The organism is Luteolibacter yonseiensis, assembly GCF_016595465.1.
Lineage (GTDB): Bacteria > Verrucomicrobiota > Verrucomicrobiia > Verrucomicrobiales > Akkermansiaceae > Luteolibacter > Luteolibacter yonseiensis.
In genome coordinates, this window is record NZ_JAENIK010000011.1 from 223,794 (window position 1) to 245,274 (window position 21,481).

Sequence of the window (21,481 nt, forward strand, 5' to 3'; positions counted from 1 at the left end):
CCGGTCGATTGGTATCCGCCGATCCCGCGTTTTGAAAAACCCATCCTCTTCAATGCCGCTTTTTCGTTTTTCTCCCCTTCTCGCCACAATCCTCCCGGTCCTGATTCTTGGCGGCGGGGCGGAGGCGGCGGAAAAGTCCTTCTCCCATTTTCGCTTCACGCCGACGCGCTTGAGGGACAACGGCGCCTCGAACTCGGTGCAGGTTGCCGAGTTCCGGCTGCGCTTCCGGGGAGCGAATGTGAACATGGCCCAGGCCGCGGTCACCAATCCCAACGGCAGTTCTCCGAATGGAGAGGGGCCCGCTAAGCTCACCGACGGATCGGCCGGTACCAAATGGCTGGATCTCAACAAACGCGCCGTCACCTTCCAATTTCCGCAGGCGGTCAACGTGGATGCCTATTCGTTCACCACGGCGAATGACGCCCAGGAGCGTGACCCCGCGAATTGGCGGCTGGAGGGCAGCAACAACGGCAGCACATGGATCCTGCTGGATGAGATCATCAACGGCTCCGTGCCCACCGCCCGTGGCGCGGCGACGGCGGATTTCACGCTTCCCGCGACGGTTCCACCCTACACGTCCTTCTGGCATCCGGATTACCTGCTGAAATGGACCCCCGCCTCGGACACCAGCGTGGATTACAACAAATCCGGCGTTCCGCTGGCTGCCAGGGCGGCGAACCCCGCTCTCAAGGTGAATGCGAATTCCAGGTCGAACGAAGGGAAGGTCACCGTGCTCACCACTTTCGGACCCACCAGTTTCCAGCCATCGCAAGGCAGCGCCGTGGAAAAATTCAATGCCTATACCGGCTGGCAATATACCGACAAACTCGTGTTCTGGGGCGGTTCCGCCGGCGAAGGGCTCATTCTGGCTCCGTCGGCTCCGGTCATTGACGCGGCCCATCGAAACGGAGTGCCCGTGCTCGGCAACGTGTTCCTGCCGCCCACGGCGTACGGTGGCCAATACCACTGGGTGAAGACGTTCATCCAGAAAACGGACGACACCTTCCCCGTGGCGGACAAGCTGATCGAAGTGGCACGCACCTATGGCTTCGACGGGTGGTTCCTGAATCAGGAGACGGCCGGAGGCAATTCCGCGGATGCGGTGGCGATGCGTGATTTCATCTCCTACTTCCGCGCGCGGGCTCCGGAACTGGAGATCATGTGGTATGACTCGATGACCGAAGGCGGCTACATCCAGTGGCAGGACGCATTCAATGACAACAATGATATGTTCATGAGGCATGAGGGCCAGCCTGTCGCCCATAGCATGTTTCTCGATTTCGGTTGGGGAGATGCGAAAATGGTCAGCTCGAGAAGCCACGCCGACAATATCGGTGTGAATCCTTATTCCATTTACGCGGGTGTGGACGTGCAAGGAGCGGGAACGGGCACCTCCGTCAATTGGGATGCGATTTTCCCTCCCGGCCAGCCCCACCGGCTGTCGCTCGCGTTCTACGGAGCCCAGTCGCTTTTCAACGACCGGACTCCCGCCGATTTCCAGAATGCCGAGCAGCGGTTCTGGGTGGGGGCGAACAACGATCCCTCCAATACCACCACCACCCAGGCATGGAAGGGCATCGCCCATTACATCCCGCCCGCCTCGCCCTTGCAGAAACTGCCCTTCGTGACGAATTTCAACCGTGGCCAGGGCAATCGATATTTTTTTGATGGAAACGCCCTGATCACAACGGGCTGGAACAATCTCAGCGTGCAGGACGTGCTGCCCACCTGGCGCTGGATCGTCAGCAGCACCGGCACCAAGCTCACGCCCAGCCTCGAACTCGACGACGCCTACACCGGCGGAACTTCGTTGAAAATCGCGGGAAACCTCGCTGCCCCGAATGACCTCAAGCTGTACGCCGCCAGTCTGCCGGTGAGTTCGAACACGCGGTTCCGGCTCGTTTATAAATCCAGCCAGGGAACCGGAGCGACTTCGATGAAGGTCGCCCTTTCGTTCGAAGACGCGCCGCAAACGCCCGTGTATTTCGACGTCGGGAGCGCCGGGGCCGCTGGGTGGAGGACCTTTGACATCAATTTGCAGTCCCATGCGGGCAGGAAGATCGCTACAATAGGCCTGCGGTTTGAGAGTGCCGCGGCGATCAACAACTACCAGATGCGCATCGGCCGCATCGCCGTCTTCAACGGCACCACGCCCGTCATTCCCGCCGCCGCGACGAACGTGCGGGTCGTCCAGCAGGATGCCTATAACGCGGATACCCTGGCCGTCCGGCTGAAATGGGACGCGTCAACCACCGCCGGCATTTATTATTACCAGGTCACCCAGAGGTTCCCGGATGGAACGCGTAAATGGCTGGGTGCCACGCCGAACACGGCGTTTTTCGTTCCCGCCGTCCGGCGCAGGACTTCGGAGGCTGGCCTGACATTCGAGGTCCAGGCCATCGGGGCGGACTTCGGTGTCTCCACCATCACCAGTTTGACCGTGGCCCTGCCAGCCGGGCCGGACATCAGCAGCCCCATGACCGGAACATGGATCGGCACACCCGGCGCATGGGCGAACGGACCGGATGTCGGCAGCCGCGCTTATGACAACAACCCGGCGACCTTCTTCGACGCCCAGGAAGAATCCGCCTGGACCGGGCAGGACTATGGCAGCGGCCGTCCCCGGCGCATCACCGCTTTCAGGTTCATTCCCCGTTCGGGTTGGGCGTGGCGCATGACAGGCGGTGTCTTCGAAGCTGCGAATCAGGCCGATTTCAGCGACGCGGTGAATCTCCATACCATCGCCGTAGAGCCTGCGGACGGAGTGTATACCATCGTCCAGGTGGTGCGGCCGGAGCTTTACCGATACTTCCGCTTCCGGTCCGACGGTCATGGAAATGTCGGAGACATCACCGTTTACGGCTATGAAATCCCTACAGTTCCCGGAGGTCTTGCCGCGAACAACACGACGAATGGAATCAGTGTTTCCTGGAATCCCGTGACGCGGGCGAAAAGTTATCGGGTGGAGCGTGCCGGGGCCATGGCAGGTCCTTTCACCAGCATTGGTGAAGTCACGACCACCACTTTCACCGATGCGACCACCCCGGCGGGGCAGCTTCCCTTTTACCGGGTCACGGCCATCAATCCTGCGGGCACTGGTTCGCCCTCCGCGGTGGTGCGGGCGGTGTCCGACTACCAGAACTGGCGGGCGAATTCCTTCGAAGGGCAGACCTCGCCCGCAGTCACAGGCACGAACGCCGATCCTGACAATGATTTCATCCCGAATCTGCTGGAATACGCCCTCGGCTTGAGTCCGCTCAAGTTCGACAACCTCCCCTTCAGCCCGGATCTGCAACCGGGGCTGCTCAGCATCACCTATCCGACAAGGGTCTCCGCCACCGAGATCACCGTGACGGCGCAGTGGTCCGACGGCTTGTCCGGGTGGAGCGACAGCGGTGTGGTTTATCAAACCCTCTCGGAGGCCGGTGGCATCCGGAGAATCCGTGCGACCGCGCCCTCCGGCGGCACCGGGCGGCGCTTCATGCGGGTGCACGCGGTCGCTCCGTAACTTCCACAACATGCCTTCGCGCGGACGTCATCAAAGCTCTTCCAAGGAATGCCTGCTGGTCATGCGGCGGATCGAGGCGATGGAAGGAGTCGTCGGCGTGATCATCGGCCGGTCGTATGGCGGGAAATCGCTGGGGCAGGGGAAGGCCACGGGATCCGTCCGGATCCAGCGCAAGGTGCCCGGCGGGCTCAAGGCGGTGACCCAATCCGCCAAAGGACTACAGGAGATCTTCATCCGCACCGAGCCCGGAATGGAGGACTCCGTTTCGGAAGCGGTGCTGTTGCTCTAGCCACCGGACCTATTTCCGCGTGAAGCGCAGGATGCGGTCGTCCGCCGTCAGGAAAACGGATTTTCCGTCTTCCCCGCCGAACGCGACATTCGCGGTGGCTCGCCCGGTGAGGACACGTCCCAGCAGTTTCCCCTCGGGGGTGATGACGAGCAGTCCTCCCGGTCCGGTGGCCCAGAGGTTTCCTTTCGCATCCACTTTCAGTCCGTCCGGCGCGCCGGAGCCCTTGAGGCCTTTCGTGTCGAAGAATGTCTCCGGTGCTTCCGCCGTTCCATCCGGCTTCAGGGCGATGGAGAAAATGTGCGGGCGCGGGCCGTGTGAATTCGCGACGTAGAGCGTTTTTCCGTCAGGAGAAAGGGCGACACCGTTGGGACGTTCGATCTCCCTGGTAACGAGGGTCACCTTGCCGTCCTTGGCGATGCGGAAGACACCGCAGAAATCCAGTTCACGCGAGGGATCCTTTTCATGCTGCGGCAGGCCGTAGATGGGGTCGGTGAAAAACAAGGTGCCGTCGGGATGCACGGTGACGTCGTTCGGGCTGTTCAGGCGTTTTCCTTCGAAGCGGTCCGCCACCGTCATCTTCCCTCCACCCCTGGTGAGCACCGAGACGCGGCGGTCGCCATGTTCGCAACTGAGCAGGCGGCCTTCCGCATCGAAGGCGAGGCCGTTCGAGCCCGGTTCCCGACCGTAGTCCGCGACGCCGGTGTAGCCGGAAGGCTTCATGTAAACCCGCACGCCGCTGCCTTGTTTCCACGCGTGGACCACGTTGTTCGGAACATCGCTGAAAAGCAGTTCGCCCGAAGACTTGTCCCATACCGGACCTTCGCTCCATTCGTAACCTTCGCCCAGGGTTTCGATGGGAGTCTTCGCATCGAGCAACCCATCCAGCGCGGGATCGAGCCGTTCGATGGATGGTTCATCCGCGAGGGCTGAACTGGCGAGGGCGAGGAAAACGGCGGCGGCTGGGTTTCTGAACATGCCGTCAGATTCCGCGGAATTTCCTTCGGGTGGAAGTTCAAAAACGGGAGAACCACAACGGTCCGTCCACCCTCGGTTTGAGTGACTCGGTTCACCGGAGCGGGCCGGAGATGCGGGTGGATGGTCCGGCGGCGACGCAAGATTTCTCCCTCCGCCGACCGACTTTTCGCTGGCTCCGGCGGGGTGTCCCATCGCGTGGAGGAACCTGTCATGAGACAATGCGCGACATTCATCAGAGGGGGCCGCCTGTATGCCCGGAAGTATCATTCAAAGTTCCGATTTCTGTACAAAGGTATGAGCGGTGCTGAAGGGGAAGTGCGACTCCAGAGCGAAAAGCCGCAGTCCATCCGTTGACATGTGGCAATCGCCGATCCTTCCCGAATTACCAAACAACCATGCACATCCATAAGAAATTATTCACGGGCGCCTCCCCGTTGCTCGCCGCCGGCCTGGCCACAATCGGCATGACCGCCAATCTCAGCGCACGTAGAACGGCTGGCGTAGATCCGGCTCCCGACGTTGTGTCCAAGCCCGACGCTCCGATCGCCGCGCCAAAGATGTTCCAACTGGAAAACGCCACGATCAAGGATATCCAGGGTGCGATGAGCGACGGCTCGCTGACCTCGGTGGAACTGGTGAATCTCTATCTCCGCCGGATCCAGGCTTACAACCAGTCCAGCACGATTTCCCCCATCCAGCCTCTCAACGCGGTCCTTTTTCTCAATCCCGATGTTCTTGAGGATGCCGCCCAGGCCGACCGCCTCCGCAAGCAGGGCATCGTCCTCGGACCTTTGCATGGCATTCCTTTCCTGGTGAAAGGCTCGTTCTCGGTGCAGGGACTCCCGATTTCCGGCGGAACCAACGCATGGAAAGACCTGCTGACGGACGAGGATTGCTGGAGTGTCGAGAAGCTCCGCAAGGCGGGAGCGGTGGTGATGGGGCAGGCGAACATGGATACCTGGGCGAGTTCGGCGGTGTCATCGAGCTCGCAAATCGCAGGTACCGTCCGCAGCGCCTATCTCCAAGGCGCGCTGCCGGGAGGCAGTTCCGGTGGATCCGGTGTTTCCGCAGGCGCCTATCTGACGAACTTCACCTTCGGTGGTGAAACGGGTGGTTCCATCCGGAACCCCGGCGACCGCAACGGTCTTGTGGCTTACAAGGTCAGCGGTGGCTCCATCTCCGTGAACAAGATCATCCCTCTCACACCGGAGCGCGACGTCATCGGACCGATGACCCGGGCTGCCGTGGACAACGCGATCATCCGCGATGTGGTGGGTGCGAAAGATCCCAACGATGGATGGGCTCCGATCCTGCCGATCCTTGAGGACAAGCGTCCCGTGCCTGAAACGGGATTCGTTTCCGCCGTCCAAAACGCGACGCTGCGGGGCAAGAAGATCGGCATCATCGCCACCTATGTCGGGATGTACTATCCGGGATTCACCCCCGCCGTCACGACGGGCAACCTCGTCAACGGAACCAATACCATCACCGTGACCAGCACCGATGGGATTGTGCTCGGGATGGGGGTCAGCGGGAGCCAGACGGGTTCTCCCACCGGCACCGTCACGGCGATCGACACGGAGACCAAGGTCGTCACGATGTCCAGCAACGCCTCGCAGAACCGCACCGGCATCACCCTCACGTTCGCGGGTGCCGGCAACACGAAGGCGACCCAGACCATCCTGCCGAACACCCTGGCGCTGGTCCAGCAGGCGAAGCTCGACATGGAAGCCGCGGGAGCAACGGTGGAATACGTGTTCCTTCCGGAGAATGTGGATACCACGGTGGCTCCTCCCGGAACGCCCTCTTCACTCAGCTCGACCGACGGGAACCGGCTCGCGGCATGGGTTTACCGCAGCTTGATCGAATCCGCCGTGTCCCGTCCTGACTTCACCTACAGCCAGAACGCTGCGGCCGTGTTGCAGACGGCCGCCCTTCAGTCCAACATCACCGCCGCCCGCCGGAATCTGTTCTACTCGCTGAACTCCTCGACAGGCATCTACAGCCCTGGCGACACGATCACCTATGGCGCGCAGCCGGTGGTGGATCACTACACCCGGAAGAAGGTGCAGAAGAACGCCTTCGAAGACTGGATGGATGCGAACAATCTCGACGCCGTGGTCTGGCCGATGTGGCCAAACAAGACCCGCTCCAGTGGCACGATCATCGGCCGCGACCTCGTCAACGCCATGTATCTTCCGGGGGTGACGGTGCCGATGGGCAAGCTCACCCAAGCCGCCGTCACCGGTGCCAATCCGCTGCCGGCCGGCGACGAGCCGCTGACGATGGACTTCACCGGCCGTCTGTTTGACGACGCGAAGGTGCTGGGCATCGCCTATGCCTACGAGCAGGCCACGAAGCACCGTTACTCGCCACCGCTCGCTCCACCGGTCAGCGGCGAGGTCTTCGACTTCAAGCGCCAGAGCAAGAAGCCATACAGCCCGGACATCAAGGCCCCGGTTCTGACCTATTCGGGTTCCGCGGCCCGCGCTGCGGACGGTTCCATCACCCTCACCGGCGGAGTCGCCGATGCGGGAGGTGTCTCCCGTCTCGAAGTGAGCATCGCCGGTGCTCTCATCCCCGCCACGATCCAAGGCAGCAGCTGGACCGCGCTCCTCCCGGCAGGCAGCACCACCGCCGCCTATCTCGACGCCGCCACCAGCATGGACGTCATCGTCCTCGCCGTTGACAACGCCGGTAACGCGACCTCCGCCAAGGGTGCCGTGACCTTGAGCACGGTTCTGTAAAAAGCCCGCTGCGGCGAACCATCCGGGCGCGGAGTCTCCATCGACGACGCCAGCGACTCCGCGCCCCTTTTCCTCTCTCCGCCTTCATTCCACATGTCCAGCTCCCGCTCCAAAGTAATCGCCATCCTCTCCGCCACGCTCATCGCCGGGGGAGTCATGATCGCCATCCGCGCGCCGCGTGGCCATGATCCCCGTAGTTCCGGCAACGGTGCCCCGTCCGGTCCGGTCACGAAGCCCGATACACGTGCCGCTTCCCTGCCTGCTCCCGGCTTGGAAGAGTGGAGTCAAAAAATCGCCGGCACCGACCTGCGGGATTTCGGAAGCCTCATGGACGAGGCGATGAAAATCGGGGACGAGGAATTGAGAAACAAGGTCATCGTCGGCATTGTCGACCGCTGGATGCTGGAGGATGTGGACGCGTTCAACAAATACATCGCTTCCCTCGAAGTGAAAGGCCCACCCCTCCATCTCGCCGCTGTCATGGGAGCTCTGCAGGAGTCGCTCACGAAGCTTGATCCTGATAGAGGGGCTTCGGACGAAATTTTCGTCACCCTGCAGCGCCTCATCAGCTATCTCGCCAACCACGACCCCGAGAAGGCGCTGGTATGGTCGAAAAAGTACCTGCTCGATGACACTCTCGAAAGCTCCCTGCTCGCCGTGGCCCGTGGCATGGCCCGCACGGATGTCGACAGAAGCCTGGCTGTCATCGCCGAGATCAAATCACCTTTCCGCCGCAGCCAGGCGCTCGCCACCGTGGGGGCCATCTGGGCGGCCCGCGATCCGGAAGCCGCTTTGGAATGGGCGGGTGATCTGCCCTATCTCTCGGAACGCGCGCTCACCCTGAACTCGGTCCTGATGGCCATCGCGCAAAAGAATCCGAAGGGAGCGGCTTCCGCCCTCCAGGAAGAAACCAAGATCATTGCCGAGGCATATGCCAAGGAACGCGCCGAACGTCTTGCCGCTTCCGGAAAAACGGAAGCCGACTATGCCAACGATCCCGACAGTTACAATGAGGCCGTCGAAAGCGGTGTGATCACCCCTCCCACCAGCCCCGACCTCGAACTGCTCGAGAATGCGGCCAAGCTCATCGCCGAGAAGATCGCCGGAGGAGATCCCGCCGGTGCCATCGCCCTCGCGGAATCGCTGCCGGGAGATTATCTCAAGCTCAAGACCATCACCGGTGTTCTTGAAGGCTGGGCGAAATCCGATCCGGAAGCCGCGTTCGGGTATGCCAACAAGAACTATCCCGACAACACCGATCTCATCAAATCCCTCTACGGCTCATGGGCTGCGAAAGATTGGACCTCCGCCGCGGACGGAGTTTCCCTGATCGCCGACCGGGTCAAGCGGTCGAGCGCCCTTGAGGCGGTCATCACATCCGCCGCCGTGGGAAACAACGCCGCGGATATTTTCAACTATGTCAACAAACTGCCGCCGTCCGTCAGCACCGACGGAGTCAAATACGCGGCAGCCACGGCCATCTGCGAGCATTCGCCGCAGATGGCATGGGAGATCGCCAGGGGAATCTCCGCGGGGAGCGCCCAGTATCGCGCTCTCAAAGGAGCGTTCGCCTACCTGGTGATCGCGAATCCGGACCAGGCGGAAAACCTGCTGACTTCCGCAAACCTTTCCAGCGACACCTCCCAGAAGTTGAAAGACATGCTGGACGCCGTGGTTGGAAATTGAGGTGCGCGCCTGCCGCCGATCGGGCACTCCGGCTGTCCTCGGACCACCGGACATCCGGAAATTGATTTGGGTTAATCCATATAATACGAAAAAAATGAAATTGCTAAAGTACTCCCTGTTCCTACTCGCCCCGTTGGGCCAACTCTCCGCGGCTGTCTATTCATTCGACGGTCTCACCCCGGACGCCCCGTTGACCACGGTGCCCGGCATCACGCTCTCGGAAGCCAATCCGGCGATCGCTCCGCTGGCCTACGTCGGCATCCTCAACGGCGGCACCGCCGGCGCGCTTGGCGGCGAGTTCGCGGATGCGACCGCCGATTCGGCGACGCTGACACTGGGTTCGTCGCTTGTCAGCACGACCGCCAGCGTGACCCTTGACCTTCTCATCAAGGACAGCACCAACCTGCATCCGAACCGCGATGCATTCAGCTTCACGCTGAACGACGGTTCCGGTGCGGATCTCTTCCAGCTCCGTTTCATTCCGGTCGCCCAGTCGCTCGATCCCGAAGGCGGAGTCGCCGCCGAGTGGGAGATGGCCTATATCTTCGCCGGGGGTTCGCTGACCTACGCGTCGGTGAAGCTTAGCGAGCTGGCTCTCTACTCCTTCGATATCGGTTTCAACGGCGGCAATGTGAGCCTCACCGTCAGCAACAGCGTTTCCTCCAGCACCTTCAACGAGACGATTCCCGGTTTCAACGGTGCGACGAATGGATTTGGCAACATGGAATTCGGATGGAGCAAAAGCGGTCCCGGTGCCTCTTATGGTGACAATGTGATGTTCTTCGACAACGTCTCCCTGGTTGTCCCGGAGCCATCGGTCGCCCTCCTGTCCGGCCTTGCCTCGCTTCTGGTTTTCAAACGCCGCCGCTCGGATTGATCGGAGTGGGTGACACCCGCCGGATGCGGAACCCGCACTTGGGAAACCAGGTGCGGGTTTCGTTTTGCGAAGGCGTTGACCCGGCGGACCGCTTTGCCATCCGCCACCGCAATCGCAATCGCAATCGCACGGCATGTGGCATTCCATGCCTCCACCCGACTGGCCGGCCGGGCTCGTAATCGAAGGTCCGATCGCGCCGCGCGGGAAACCAGGGCTTACGGAGTTGTGGTGACTTCGAGACGAATGAACCGCGTCGCGCCGGAACCGGCCGGAGTATTGTCGCGGACTTTCAACGTGGTGGTGTCATCGGTGAGAACCGTCGTGTGGGGGCTGCCGGTTGACCAGTTCTTCAGATCGGGAGAGACCTTGATGGCGTAGTTGAAACGGCCCACTCCCGCCGGCTTGGCGATGGCGAGGGCCAGATAACGCTCTCCGCCAATCGTTTCATAGCTGGTCACCGGCGCGGGCCTGCTGCCGCCATTCTTGGGAAGTCCGCCGAGCGCGAACTCAAGCAGGTTCGCGACTCCATCGTGATCCGGATCCGCGTCCGGTCCGCTGACAGAGGCGTCGGCAAGTTCGCCGGAAGTGAAGTGGGTTGTCCGCCATGTGGCGAAATCCGTGGTGGCGGGCACCCAGGAAATTTCATCCACCCATGCCGTGTCGGCCCCCCCGTCGTCGATGAAGTCCTTGATGTAGCTCCAGCGGATGGTGTGGCTTCCGCTTTCGATTTCGTAGGTTTTCTTCTGCCAGTTCGCAAGACCTCCGATACGGTCACGGATGGGGAGATTGTCGATGCGGATCTCGAGCGCGTCACCGCTTTCGGAGGATACCCGGGTCCAATAGCTGAGTGTTCCCGGTCCTGTCACGGTGGTTTGGAACCACGATTGCTGGCTGTTCCCGACGTCGCCGCTTTGAATCGAATCAATGCCATCGTGCGTGGTCGTGGATTGGCCGAACCAACCTTTGGTTCCGCCGGTGGTGAAGGTGAGGCCCGGAGAATCGGCTGCCTCCGCGATCGAGACGGTGAAATTCGCAGTGATCGTCTTGTTGCCGTCCATCACCACCGTGAGCGGATTCTGCGTGCTGTTCACCGAACCACTCCAATTGATGAAGGCGGCCCCGACCGGAGGTGTGGCGGTCAGTGTGACCGTCGCTCCCAGCGGATGGGAAGCCTGTGGGGAGGAGCTGGTCACCGAACCCGTGGTTTGATTCACGGAAAGGGTGTACGGTGGCGTTGCGAAGGTGAGCACGTTTCCGGTGATGGAACCACCCGAGTTCGTCGCGCGGGTGCGGACCCAATACGCCGCTCCCGGAACGAGATTTCCCATCGTGGCGGTTGTCTGTCTGTTCGACGCGGTGGCGGGAATGATCTCGGGTGCGGAAGTCCTGGGTTCCAGAAACTGGGAGTTGGCCGCCAGTTCGAAGACAACGCTTGTTTCCAATCCGTTCGGATACACGGAGCCGGTGAGAAGCACGGAACCATCCGGCTGGACAACCACCGATGTCATGGTGGTGGATGTTCCGGAAGACGCCGAAAAGTTATCCGCGTGGATTTTCCCGGCACCGATGCTCATGATTTGGGAATAACCGTAAATGTTCACTTGGAACAGGTCCGCACCACTCATCGCCCATGATGTGTTCGCCGTCGTTCCTCCGGATCCGGCGATGCCGTAGGAAGATTGCCGCACCCACTGGTAGCCGTCGCCGCCTCCGTTCACATCTTTGTAGAAGGCCAGGACCTTCGCCGCCGCATCGAACGTGACCCGCAGGGATCCGGTGGCACCGGTGATGGATTCCGACCTGTAGCCCAAGGAATTCGATCCTTCGAGGAGATCGCTGTCGAACGCGCGCCGGACGTTCACGCCGTCGTTGGTGTAGGCGATGAGTTCGGTGTAGAGGGAGCGGCTGCGGGTGTTTGGCGGAAAAATTTCAAATCCCATGGACGCATACGCGTCTTCGGAAGACGGGGCCGCCGCGTTGGTCACATCAAGGATGATCTCCCAGTTCGTATCATAGGTCGCCTTGTTGAGAACCCAGGGCCGGTAGCTGTTCTGCACCGCGGTGGGCGAACTGGTGGTGTATTCCAACCGTTGTGAAATTTCAGTAAGAGTGCCGCCGCCCTCCGAAAGGTCCGAAGCTCCCCATTTCGCCTGATCGCGGATATTGTCGTTGAAGTCGTCGCCGCCGCTGATCGAGGCATCGGCGGTTACGGGTGCCAGGCAGGCGGAAAGGGCCAGAATGACGGAGAGGAAAGGAAGACAGGACCTAAACAACATGATTTTCAGGGGATAGCAGGTTCTGCGCCGAATCGACCGCTGGCGGCGAACCTGTCACACGCCGTCGACCGGGGATGCTGCGGAGCCGGACCTGTTGGGATGGAGGTTCGAATGCCGGGGAAAATCGCAATTGCCTGTGCTGGTCCGTGCGTGGAAGATCCTCGCATGACCGCCATGGACCTCGCGCGATCCGCCGCCGCGGACGCCTCACCTCCTGCTGGAATTTCCACTTCCGCCCGTGCCCTGTGGTTGGCGAAGGCCGGGAAATGGGATGCCGCGCACGATCTTTGCCAGGACATTCCGGGTAGCGCCGGATCATGGATCCACGCCTATCTGCACCGTGAGGAAGGGGATCTTCCGAATGCCTCCTATTGGTATTCCCGCGCGGGCAAGCCGGTGCCCGCTTCCTCCGTGAGTTTGGCGGACGAGTGGATGCGGATCACTGCGGCCTTGTTGTGAGCGTGTTTGGCGGATTTCGAATTTATATCCGTGCCAGCGTGTGCCCGGGCGGCTAGGTTCGCGCATGCCGTTCAGTCACTTCGGATTGGGGAAAGACATTCTCCGCGCGATTCAGAAAGCAGGATACCTGCGTCCCACGCCCGTGCAGGCGGCGGCGATTCCCAAGGTGATGCAGGGGCATGACCTCATCGCCATCGCGCAGACGGGCACGGGAAAGACCGCGGCCTTCGTGCTGCCGATGCTGGAGCGCATTTCCCAAGCCAATCTCAACCAGCAGCCGCGCGGGACGAAGGCGCTGATCCTCGCGCCCACCCGAGAGCTCGCCCTGCAGATCATGGAAAACATCCGCACTTATGGAAACGGTCTGCCCATCCGGGTGGCTGCCATTTTCGGCGGGGTGGAGGAGGCGGCCCAGATCAAGGCGGTGAACAGGGGGGTGGACATGATTGTCGCCACGCCCGGACGCCTGATCGATCTCCTGGAGCGGCAGAAGGTGGATTTCAGCATGCTGGAAACCCTGGTGCTGGATGAGGCGGACCGCATGCTCCACATGGGATTTCTGCCGGACATCGAGACGATCGTCGCGGATCTTCCGAAGCGGCGGCAGACGCTGATGTTTTCCGCGACACTTTCAAAAGCCATCGAGTCGCTGGCGAGGAAGTTCCTCTATCAGCCGAAGATGGTGCAGATCGGCGCACGCTCGAATCCGGCGGACACGGTGGTGCAAACCGTTTACGAGGTGCCCGCGCATTTGAAAACGGAGATGTTGCTTGAACTTCTCAAACAGCCGAGATTCACGCGCGTTCTGGTCTTTGTCAGATTGAAGGACGGAGCGAACCGCCTGACCCAGGCGCTTCAGGCGGAGAAGATTCCGGTGGTGAAACTGCACTCCAGCCGCACGCAGGAACAGCGGTTGAAGGCGCTGCAGGATTTCAAGGACGGCAAGGCCCGGGTGCTGGTCGCCACGGATATCGTCGCGCGCGGTATCGACATCGACGGGGTCTCGCAGGTGGTGAACTATGATTTCCCGGTGAATTCCGAAGACTACGTCCACCGCATCGGCCGTACCGGGCGGGCCGAGGCGCAAGGGGAGGCGATCAGTCTGGTGCCGAAGGGGGACCTGAACCTTTTGGGAATGACCGAGCTGGCCATCGGCCAGCGGATTGATCGCAAGAAGCTCCGCGGGTTCGACTATTACGCCACCAGTCCGCCACCGAAGCCGGAGGACAAGCCGGTGAAGCGGGATTGGCGCAAACGCACGCGGGAGATGGAGGCGAAGAAAACCGTGAAACCGGCGGGCAAAACCGGCGCAAAGCCACCGGTGAAACCTCAAGGCAAACCATCCGCCAAGAAGACCGCAACGAAGAGGGGGAACAGGTAGACACGAAAATGCCCCGGGAGCATGCGCTTCCGGGACATTTGACAAACGCGTTTCAGGCCGCCTGCGACGGGACCAGATAGCGCCCGAGCTCGTTGCGGATGCCCTTTTTCGGCGACCACACTTCGACCCGGTCATTGATCAGTATCGTCGTGCGCGAAGGGGCGGAATAGATGTAGAACGACCATCCCTGTTCGGCTCCCAACAACTGGGTCAGAAGGCTGTGGAAATCTTCCCGGTCCCCGCTTTTGAACAAATGACCAGGTGTTGCCACGAGCGGGCGGGTTTCATTCAGTCCCGCACGGAAATCCCTGAGAATCTCCCAATCCTCCGCCACATCCTGAGGACACGGCAGGATTTCCAGGAGTTTGTTACTATCTTTCCCAAGCAGATCGGCCAGGTAATCCGCCAGCATCTGTCGACTTCGGCGCTCGGACGGGATCGGAAAATCTCCGGCGACAGGGAAACCACCCTCCAACGGCTGGGGGTGCATTCCTTGTCCGGCCAGCCACTTGTGAATCTCAGAGTTCGTGAGGCAGCGCATGATATTCAAGGATTTGGAAAAGACCGCTACATCCCGCGGCCATCGGGTCGCACGCCAGGCTGGCGCACAATCAGAGAAATTAGCATGGCACATGCCATACGCCAGTTTCTAATCACATCGCGGGAAAATTGTTTGGCGGTGATTTTGGCATGTTTCTGTTTGAGCAGGGAGCGGGTATTTTTCCGTGGTTTGGGGACACAATGGTTCCGCAGAATCGCAACAATTCGTCGGTTTCCAGCGGAAAATTCCCCGGGGACGTCACCGACGGACGGTCAAACGAAGCGTCCGGGTGGAGTTCGGCTGGATCTTGGTGACCAGCTTGTTTTCGGACTGTTGGTCGAAGCCTTCCACATCCAGTCCGACGTTTCCACGGGTGAGTCCCGCGGAAGAGTTTTTCAGTTCCACTTTCACCTGCTCCGCCAGTGCGATGTGGAAGTCCAGCGCATCCTTGCCGTCGTTGCGGATGGTCCATACCAGCGAATCATCGGTGCATGCGATTTCCAACCGGGTGGAGCTGTCACTGAGTTCTATCCGGCTGGGGCCCAATTCCCGCAGGGTGGGCAGATTCCTCGGGCCGAAAAAGCCGGGGAAGCTCGTTCCGCCACCCGGCTCTGCGGAAAGGAACTGCTTCCCGCTGACGATCAGGCTTGAGATGCTTCCCAAGTTGCCGGTTTGCAATTGGTAAGAAGGTGCGAGGATCTGGTAAACCGTCGGGATCGGCTGGAACGCCAGCGTCTTCGGTGGCTGGGTGTCCGTCCGGAAAGGGGCTGCCGGCAGTCCGGCGTTGTTGACCAGATTCGCATCTGTCAGGCCGCTCCATGCGTAGCGCACCGTTTTCGGTTCGGAAATTCCCTGTGCCTTCAGCAGGACATCATTTCCATCGATCCGAGCTTCGGCGAACCGATATTCCCCATCCGCCCCGGCGATTGAGAAACCGAGCAATTTCCCGCCGTTGGAAATTTTCAAGGGACTGTCGAACGATACCTTCAACTGATCCTTCCCGACCGAGACACCTTTCACGGACGGGCCGTGTGCGACCACATCCCGGCGGTAGACTTCTTTCGCCGCCAGCAGCGAGAGGCGTTGGCCGATTTCCTGTTTCTCGAGAGGGTGGAGGTCCAGGCCGTTCGTGGTGTCATAGGTGACGGCGAGCCATGTATTCGGAGATTTTTTTGCGGCGAACGCCTGGGCCTCCCGCAGCCAGGCCCAATCAAGCCCGTTCGCCCTGCCCTCGAACGCGGGCAACTGGACGATGAAGAACGGCAGTTCCGGGGCATTCCACTGCTTCCGCCATTGGGCGATCATGTTTTCCAACAGCTCCGCATACACTCCGGGCTGCCCGGCGTTGCCTTCGCCTTGGTACCAAACCGCCCCCTTGATCCGCAGGTCCAGCAAAGGGGCGATCATGTTGTTGAACAGATTTCCCTGCGGAATGTTGAACATGGAGGCGCTCATTTTCTCCTTCGGGATCGGCGGCAGCGCCCCCTTCGGAGTCCATGCCTCCACACATGTCCCACCGAAGGACGTGTCGATGACGCCCAGTGGAATGTCCTTCAGGGCGGGATCGCGGTGGAGGTGGACCGCGAAAAATCCGGCGACGGCGGAAAATTTGTTGAGGGAGTCCGGCGTGCTGGTCCGCCACTTCGCGCCGACCACCGACTGCGGTGTGTCGGCACCGGCCTTGGGCATGACCAGCACCCGGATCTTCGGGTCCTTCGCCGCGCTTGCGATCGCCTCCGCTCCGCCGATCGCCTCGTCCAGTCCCATCTGCATGTTCGACTGGCCTGAGAAAACCCAGACATCGCCGACCAGCACGTCACCGACGGAGGCGGTGGCTTTTCCGTCGGAGGCCTCCAGCACATACGGCCCTCCGGCGGTGAGAGCGGGGAAATCCGCTTTCCAGATTCCGTCATCGCCCACCTTCACGGAACGCTCTTGTGCGGCGAACGTCACCTTCACCCGTTCTCCGGCGGGCCCTTGTCCGGAAACCGTGACCGGAGCCTCCCGCTGGATCACCATGCCGGAGGAGAAAGCCGTGCTGAAACCCAGTTCGGCGGAAAAAACGACGGGAGAGGACGCCAGCAAACACGCGGCGATCCGAACCAACTTCTTCATGGGAAATGTCATACCTGATTTTTAATACACAGTCCAAGGGGGAGCCGGGAATAAACGCGGAGCCGATCGGGATTCTTGCGCCCGATCCGCAACCCACAATATCCCTCCGAACGGCGGCCCGCCATCAAATACAGGCTCGCCAGAATTGGCCCGGTCCGCCACTTTTTCCTCCCATGCCCTTCACCTCGCTCGGCCTTGCCCCTGCTTTACAGAAAGCCGCCGCAGCGGCGGGATTCTCAAATCCCACTCCGATCCAGGGCGAGGCCATCCCTGCCATCCTTGCGGGAAATGACGTGCTCGGCATCGCCAGGACAGGCTCCGGGAAAACCGCGGGCTATGTCCTGCCCATCGTCCATCATCTGCGGTCCATCGAGGCACCCCGGCACCGCGAGCCGGTCGTTCTTGTATTGGTGCCCACGCGGGAGCTGGCGCATCAGGTTTCGAAGGTGTTTGAGAGTTTCCTGCCCGCCATCACCCCTCGCCTGAGTTGTCTCGCGATCACCGGTGGGTCGTCGGTCAACACGCAGATGCGGACGATCGGGCGGGCGGCCATCGTGGTCGCGACTCCGGGCAGGTTGCTGGAACTGATCGGGAAGAACGCGGTGAAGCTTTCGTCCATCACCACGCTCGTGCTGGATGAGGCTGATAAAATGCTGCACCTTGGTTTCAAGGATGAGGTCGATCGCATCCTCGCGCTTCTGCCGGCCAACCGGCAAAATCTGTTGTTTTCCGCCACGCTGAGCGAACCGGTGAAACACATCCGGCAACTGCTGCTGCGGGACCCTCACGTGATCGAGATCCCGGAGGACGAGACCGCCGATACCATTCACCAGATCGCCTACCTGGTCCCGGAAATCAAAAAGGGTCCCTTGCTGCGCTACCTTATCAAGCATGGAAATTTGTCCCAGGTGCTGGTATTCGCCTCCTCCACCGCACAGGTGGACCGCGTGGTGAACAAGCTCATCAAGAACAAGATCGAAGCCGGGGCCATGCATTCCAAGCTCAGCCCGCAAACGCGGCTGCACCACCTGGAGCAGTTCAAGGCCGGGGAGATGCGGGTGCTCGTCTCCACGGATCTGCTGGCCCGCGGCATCGACATCGATTTTCTCCCCTGCGTCATCAACTATGAGCTTCCACGCTCGCCGAAGGACTACGTCCACCGCATCGGCCGCACCGGTCGTGCGGATCATCCCGGCGATGCGATCTCCCTCGTCAGCCCGGAGGAGATGGATCATTTCAAGCTGATCCAGAAGAAAACGGGCAAGCGGGTCACCTTGCTTCATGGAGACGCCATCGACGTGCGGGGTTGTTGATCCGGCCTGGCAGGGAGAAATCCATCCGCCTCTGGCATAGGAGTCGTCTTCATCAAAGTGCGGGATCCGGAGTGATCGGAAAGGAACAGGCGGGAACGCCTGGATCACATCCGGAAAAATAATTTCATCCGGATGTCACATTCCGGCATGCTCGGGTCAACAAGTGGTGAATCCCATGAAATCACTCGCCGCAGCCTATCCGCCCACCGTCATGGACCGTGCCAGATTTTCCGAACTCATCCGTGAACATCACCAGCCCCTGCTTGCCTATGCCAGGGTGCTCGCAAGGCATCCCGAGCGTGCCAAGGAGTTGGTGCAGGATGCCTTTGTCGCCGCCTGGCAGGCGATCGGACGCTTCGATGTGACGCGTGATTTCGGTTCCTGGTTGCGGGGGATCGTCCGCAACAAATGGCGTGAGGATTGTCGCAAACACCGCCGCGAGGTGGCTTTCGACGACCCGGAACTCGCGCGCCTGGAGGAAGCCATCCGCACGTGGAGCGCCAGCGCGGGTGAAACGGGACTGCTCGAACGGCTGGCGGACTGCCGGTCGAAATTGCCCGAGGCGCTGTCGCGGGCGGTGTCCGCCTACTACGACGACGGCCAGGATGGCGAGGGGGGCGCGGCCACGCTCGGCATTCCTCCGGCCACTTTTCGAAAACGCCTGGAACGCGCCCGCTCGTCGCTCCGCCTCTGCCTCGAATCCAATTTCTAACATTTTCCTGTCATGAACTCCGAATCTCCCAACAACCCCGAAGACCGCCTGCTTGACGAACTGCTGCGCGAGCAGTCCCACGGGCCGGACGAGGCGTTTCTCAAACAAGTCGAAAGCGCCATCGACGCCGGACCACGCTCCGCCGCCACACTTCCGCCGAAAGGAAATTTCTCCCGCTGGGCAATCGCGGCGGGAGTCGTGCTCGCGGCGGGTTCCGGATTCTGGTGGTGGTCGCCGGACCCGACCCCGGCACCGCAGGTGGTGAGTAAAAGCAATGCTCCGAAAATCGTGAGCATCACGTTGCCCGAGGACGGAACCACCTCCGATACCATGAGAAATGATGGGGCGGCCGCGGATCCGCTCTCGTCCGGCCCGGCTGTTGCTTCTGCCGCACCCGCGGATGACGGGATGTCCGCCGCCGACCGTTTTGTTGAAGCGTCCCCGGTCGCCGACTCTTCTTCTGATCTGGCTCTTGCGGCGGATTCGGCGGACGCCGGCTCGCCCGCATTGGAAAGAGCACAGCCAGCTCCGGGAATGGGCCAACCCCAACCGCCCATAGCGCGCCAGCCCCGGGCCAGGGTTGTTCCGCCGGCAAGGGGGGAAACTGCGAAAATGCTACAGGAGCGGAGCGCCTTTACAACCAAGGGCGAGGATTCGGTTTCCGTTGAGGCCGTCTCTTCCGACCGCTACGGCACCTTCATCGACCAGCCGTGGAAATCTCCCGCAAGCGATCCGCTTTCCACGTTTTCCATCGATGTCGATACCGCTTCCTACAGCAATGTCCGGCGGATGATCAGCGAAGGCCGGGAGGTTCCCAAGGATGCCGTGCGGATCGAGGAATGCATCAACGCATTCAAATATCATTATCCCGCGCCGAAAGGTGATGCCCCGTTTGCCGTTGGGGCGACGCTGGCGGATTGTCCTTGGGCGCCGGGACATCACCTCGTCCGGATGGCGATCAAGGGACGGGAGATCGAAACAGGCAAGCGGCCCGCGTCGAATCTTGTTTTCCTCATCGACGTTTCCGGCTCCATGAACAGCCCGGACAAACTGCCGCTGCTCAAGCAGTCCATGGAAACCATGGTCGGCCAGCTTGACGAACGGGACCGCGTGGCCATCGTCGTCTATGCCGGAAATGAAGGTGTGGCATTGCCATCCACCCGCCTTGATGAGGAAGGCCGGGCCAAGGTGCTCGCCGCACTGTCCAACCTTGGGGCGGGCGGTTCGACCAATGGTGGTGCCGGAATCAAGCTCGCGTATGAAATCGCGAAGGCGCAGAAAATCGAAGGTGGCGTGAATCGGGTGATCCTGGCCACTGACGGGGATTTCAATGTCGGCCTCACGGGCCAGGACGCTCTTGTCAGCCTGGTGAAGGATCGGGCGAAAAGCGGTGTCTATCTCACCGTCGCCGGATTCGGCACCGGGAATCTCAACGACGCGATGATGGATGCCATCACCCGCGACGGAAACGGCAACTATTTCTACATCGATTCCGGGAGGGAGGGGAGGAAGGTCTTCCTTCAGAACCTCAGCGGCACCCTCGTCACCATCGCCAAGGATGTGAAAATCCAGGTGGAGTTCAATCCGGCGAAAGTCGGACGCTACCGGCTCATCGGTTATGCGAACCGTGTTTTGAAGAACGAGGATTTCAACAACGACAAGGTGGACGCGGGAGACATCGGAGCGGGCCATACCGTTACAGCGTTCTATGAAATCGCTCCGCCCGGAGAAGCGGGGACCGATGCGTTGAAATACCAGGCTCCACCGGAAAAATCCGCCGCCGCCCCCACCGGCGAATGGCTCACCATGAAGCTCCGCTACAAAGCTCCGGACGGCGACGAGAGCAGGAAAATCGAATTCCCATTGGTTGGCGACGTCCGTCCGCTCGCGAACACGGATAAGGATTTCCAATTCTCCACCGCCGCCGCTCTGTTCGGTATGAAACTCCGTGGCATGGATGAAACGAAGGACATCACCTGGGGAAAGGTGCGCGAACTGGCGAAACCCGGACTGGAGGACGATTCCACCGAAGATCGCGCGGAGTTCGTGAAGCTGGTGGAGAAGCTGGGTGGCGGAGAGAATGCCGCGCCCGTTCAAGCCGTTGCGAATGAATCCGATTCCGTGGATGGCCCGAATGTCCGCGTCATCCGCCATCAGAATGGCACCCGTTCGATCCTGACGCGGAATCCCGATGGGACGACCATCGTCAGGAAGACGCTCTCCGCCGCCGGGGTTCTCACGATGAAGGCCACCTACAAGCTCGACGAGAAAGGGAATCCCTTGGGCTGCAAGATCGTGGATGGTCAGAATACCGAACTCTTCCGTGTCAGCTACGGCTATCACAAGGAGACGGGAAAACTGGTGGATGAGCTGATGTTCGATTCCCGGGTGAAGCGGATTGATCCCGGCACGGGACAGGAAATGCCGGTGCAGAGGGTGACCTATCCTTATGACGAGGCGGGCAAGCGCGGCCAGCCCGTGGTGTTGAACTATTTCCCCGGCCAAACCATCGAACAGACACTCGGCGGCCAAACGACTTACGTGGAACCCGATCTGTTCAGGAAACCGGCGGAGGCTGAAATCATCCAAGGGAATTGAATGC

General features: G+C 61.0%; 14 protein-coding genes. 10 read left to right on the forward strand and 4 right to left on the reverse strand.

Translation table 11 applies throughout. The features are described from left to right. Positions 1–52 precede the first annotated feature (52 nt). Positions 53–3,508: an endo-beta-N-acetylglucosaminidase gene (locus tag JIN84_RS10675; protein WP_200351033.1), complete on the forward strand. Its 3,456-nt coding sequence runs from the start codon at positions 53–55 to the stop codon at positions 3,506–3,508. 10 nt (positions 3,509–3,518) lie between these two features. Beyond that, positions 3,519–3,797: a hypothetical protein gene (locus tag JIN84_RS10680; RefSeq protein WP_200351034.1), complete on the forward strand. Its 279-nt coding sequence runs from the start codon at positions 3,519–3,521 to the stop codon at positions 3,795–3,797. Positions 3,798–3,806: 9 nt separating this feature from the next. Here the strand turns inward: JIN84_RS10680 and JIN84_RS10685 are convergent, their stop codons facing one another. Further along, positions 3,807–4,772: an SMP-30/gluconolactonase/LRE family protein gene (locus JIN84_RS10685; protein WP_200351035.1), complete on the reverse strand. Its 966-nt coding sequence runs from the start codon at positions 4,770–4,772 to the stop codon at positions 3,807–3,809. Positions 4,773–5,167: 395 nt separating this feature from the next. On the opposite strand from JIN84_RS10685, the gene JIN84_RS10690 reads away from it, so the two are divergent. The 3 genes from JIN84_RS10690 to JIN84_RS10700 all read left to right on the forward strand — a co-directional run bounded on the left by JIN84_RS10690 (position 5,168) and on the right by JIN84_RS10700 (position 10,082). Further along, entirely contained in the window at positions 5,168–7,519 is a 2,352-nt protein-coding gene (locus tag JIN84_RS10690; protein ID WP_200351036.1) for an amidase family protein, read from the forward strand. A 93-nt stretch (positions 7,520–7,612) separates the two neighbouring features. Further along, entirely contained in the window at positions 7,613–9,205 is a 1,593-nt protein-coding gene (locus JIN84_RS10695; protein ID WP_200351037.1) for a hypothetical protein, read from the forward strand. A gap of 94 nt (positions 9,206–9,299) precedes the next feature. Then, positions 9,300–10,082 carry a hypothetical protein gene (locus JIN84_RS10700; protein WP_200351038.1) on the forward strand — a complete coding sequence of 261 codons (783 nt, stop codon included), beginning with the start codon at positions 9,300–9,302 and terminating at the stop codon, positions 10,080–10,082. A 215-nt stretch (positions 10,083–10,297) separates the two neighbouring features. Here the strand turns inward: JIN84_RS10700 and JIN84_RS10705 are convergent, their stop codons facing one another. Beyond that, complete coding sequence (locus JIN84_RS10705; protein WP_200351039.1) at positions 10,298–12,358, reverse strand: InlB B-repeat-containing protein; 2,061 nt, start codon at positions 12,356–12,358, stop codon at positions 10,298–10,300. 165 nt (positions 12,359–12,523) lie between these two features. Here JIN84_RS10705 and JIN84_RS10710 point away from each other — a divergent pair, with 165 nt between their 5' ends. Together JIN84_RS10710 and JIN84_RS10715 are read left to right on the forward strand one after the other, a co-directional pair. Further along, complete coding sequence (locus tag JIN84_RS10710) at positions 12,524–12,817, forward strand: hypothetical protein (protein ID WP_200351040.1); 294 nt, start codon at positions 12,524–12,526, stop codon at positions 12,815–12,817. A 64-nt stretch (positions 12,818–12,881) separates the two neighbouring features. Next, positions 12,882–14,198, forward strand: coding sequence for a DEAD/DEAH box helicase (locus tag JIN84_RS10715; protein WP_200351041.1), 1,317 nt, complete (start codon positions 12,882–12,884; stop codon positions 14,196–14,198). A 52-nt stretch (positions 14,199–14,250) separates the two neighbouring features. Here the strand turns inward: JIN84_RS10715 and JIN84_RS10720 are convergent, their stop codons facing one another. Next, positions 14,251–14,739, reverse strand: a complete 489-nt coding sequence (locus JIN84_RS10720) for a hypothetical protein (RefSeq protein WP_200351042.1) — start codon at positions 14,737–14,739, stop codon at positions 14,251–14,253. A 258-nt stretch (positions 14,740–14,997) separates the two neighbouring features. Continuing rightward, entirely contained in the window at positions 14,998–16,854 is a 1,857-nt protein-coding gene (locus tag JIN84_RS10725; RefSeq protein ID WP_200351043.1) for a sialate O-acetylesterase, read from the reverse strand. Positions 16,855–17,027: 173 nt separating this feature from the next. Here JIN84_RS10725 and JIN84_RS10730 point away from each other — a divergent pair, with 173 nt between their 5' ends. The 3 genes from JIN84_RS10730 to JIN84_RS10740 all read left to right on the forward strand — a co-directional run bounded on the left by JIN84_RS10730 (position 17,028) and on the right by JIN84_RS10740 (position 21,477). Then, entirely contained in the window at positions 17,028–18,167 is a 1,140-nt protein-coding gene (locus tag JIN84_RS10730; RefSeq protein WP_200351044.1) for a DEAD/DEAH box helicase, read from the forward strand. Between the two features lie 175 nt (positions 18,168–18,342). After that, entirely contained in the window at positions 18,343–18,879 is a 537-nt protein-coding gene (locus JIN84_RS10735; RefSeq protein WP_200351045.1) for an RNA polymerase sigma factor, read from the forward strand. 12 nt (positions 18,880–18,891) lie between these two features. Then, the gene (locus JIN84_RS10740; RefSeq protein WP_200351046.1) at positions 18,892–21,477 is read left to right on the forward strand and encodes a vWA domain-containing protein; all 2,586 of its coding nucleotides are present in this window, start codon (positions 18,892–18,894) and stop codon (positions 21,475–21,477) included. Positions 21,478–21,481: the final 4 nt, after the last annotated feature.

What these genes read in the sequence shown, in the direction of transcription:
- JIN84_RS10720 (WP_200351042.1), bottom strand. Translation starts at nt 14,739, where the DNA reads ATGCGCTGCCTCACGAACTCTGAGATTCACAAGTGGCTGGCCGGACAA.
- JIN84_RS10730 (WP_200351044.1), top strand. Translation starts at nt 17,028, where the DNA reads ATGCCCTTCACCTCGCTCGGCCTTGCCCCTGCTTTACAGAAAGCCGCC.
- JIN84_RS10675 (WP_200351033.1), top strand. Translation starts at nt 53, where the DNA reads ATGCCGCTTTTTCGTTTTTCTCCCCTTCTCGCCACAATCCTCCCGGTC.
- JIN84_RS10680 (WP_200351034.1), top strand. Translation starts at nt 3,519, where the DNA reads ATGCCTTCGCGCGGACGTCATCAAAGCTCTTCCAAGGAATGCCTGCTG.
- JIN84_RS10740 (WP_200351046.1), top strand. Translation starts at nt 18,892, where the DNA reads ATGAACTCCGAATCTCCCAACAACCCCGAAGACCGCCTGCTTGACGAA.
- JIN84_RS10710 (WP_200351040.1), top strand. Translation starts at nt 12,524, where the DNA reads ATGACCGCCATGGACCTCGCGCGATCCGCCGCCGCGGACGCCTCACCT.
- JIN84_RS10715 (WP_200351041.1), top strand. Translation starts at nt 12,882, where the DNA reads ATGCCGTTCAGTCACTTCGGATTGGGGAAAGACATTCTCCGCGCGATT.
- JIN84_RS10725 (WP_200351043.1), bottom strand. Translation starts at nt 16,854, where the DNA reads ATGAAGAAGTTGGTTCGGATCGCCGCGTGTTTGCTGGCGTCCTCTCCC.
- JIN84_RS10685 (WP_200351035.1), bottom strand. Translation starts at nt 4,772, where the DNA reads ATGTTCAGAAACCCAGCCGCCGCCGTTTTCCTCGCCCTCGCCAGTTCA.
- JIN84_RS10735 (WP_200351045.1), top strand. Translation starts at nt 18,343, where the DNA reads ATGAAATCACTCGCCGCAGCCTATCCGCCCACCGTCATGGACCGTGCC.
- JIN84_RS10695 (WP_200351037.1), top strand. Translation starts at nt 7,613, where the DNA reads ATGTCCAGCTCCCGCTCCAAAGTAATCGCCATCCTCTCCGCCACGCTC.
- JIN84_RS10690 (WP_200351036.1), top strand. Translation starts at nt 5,168, where the DNA reads ATGCACATCCATAAGAAATTATTCACGGGCGCCTCCCCGTTGCTCGCC.
- JIN84_RS10700 (WP_200351038.1), top strand. Translation starts at nt 9,300, where the DNA reads ATGAAATTGCTAAAGTACTCCCTGTTCCTACTCGCCCCGTTGGGCCAA.
- JIN84_RS10705 (WP_200351039.1), bottom strand. Translation starts at nt 12,358, where the DNA reads ATGTTGTTTAGGTCCTGTCTTCCTTTCCTCTCCGTCATTCTGGCCCTT.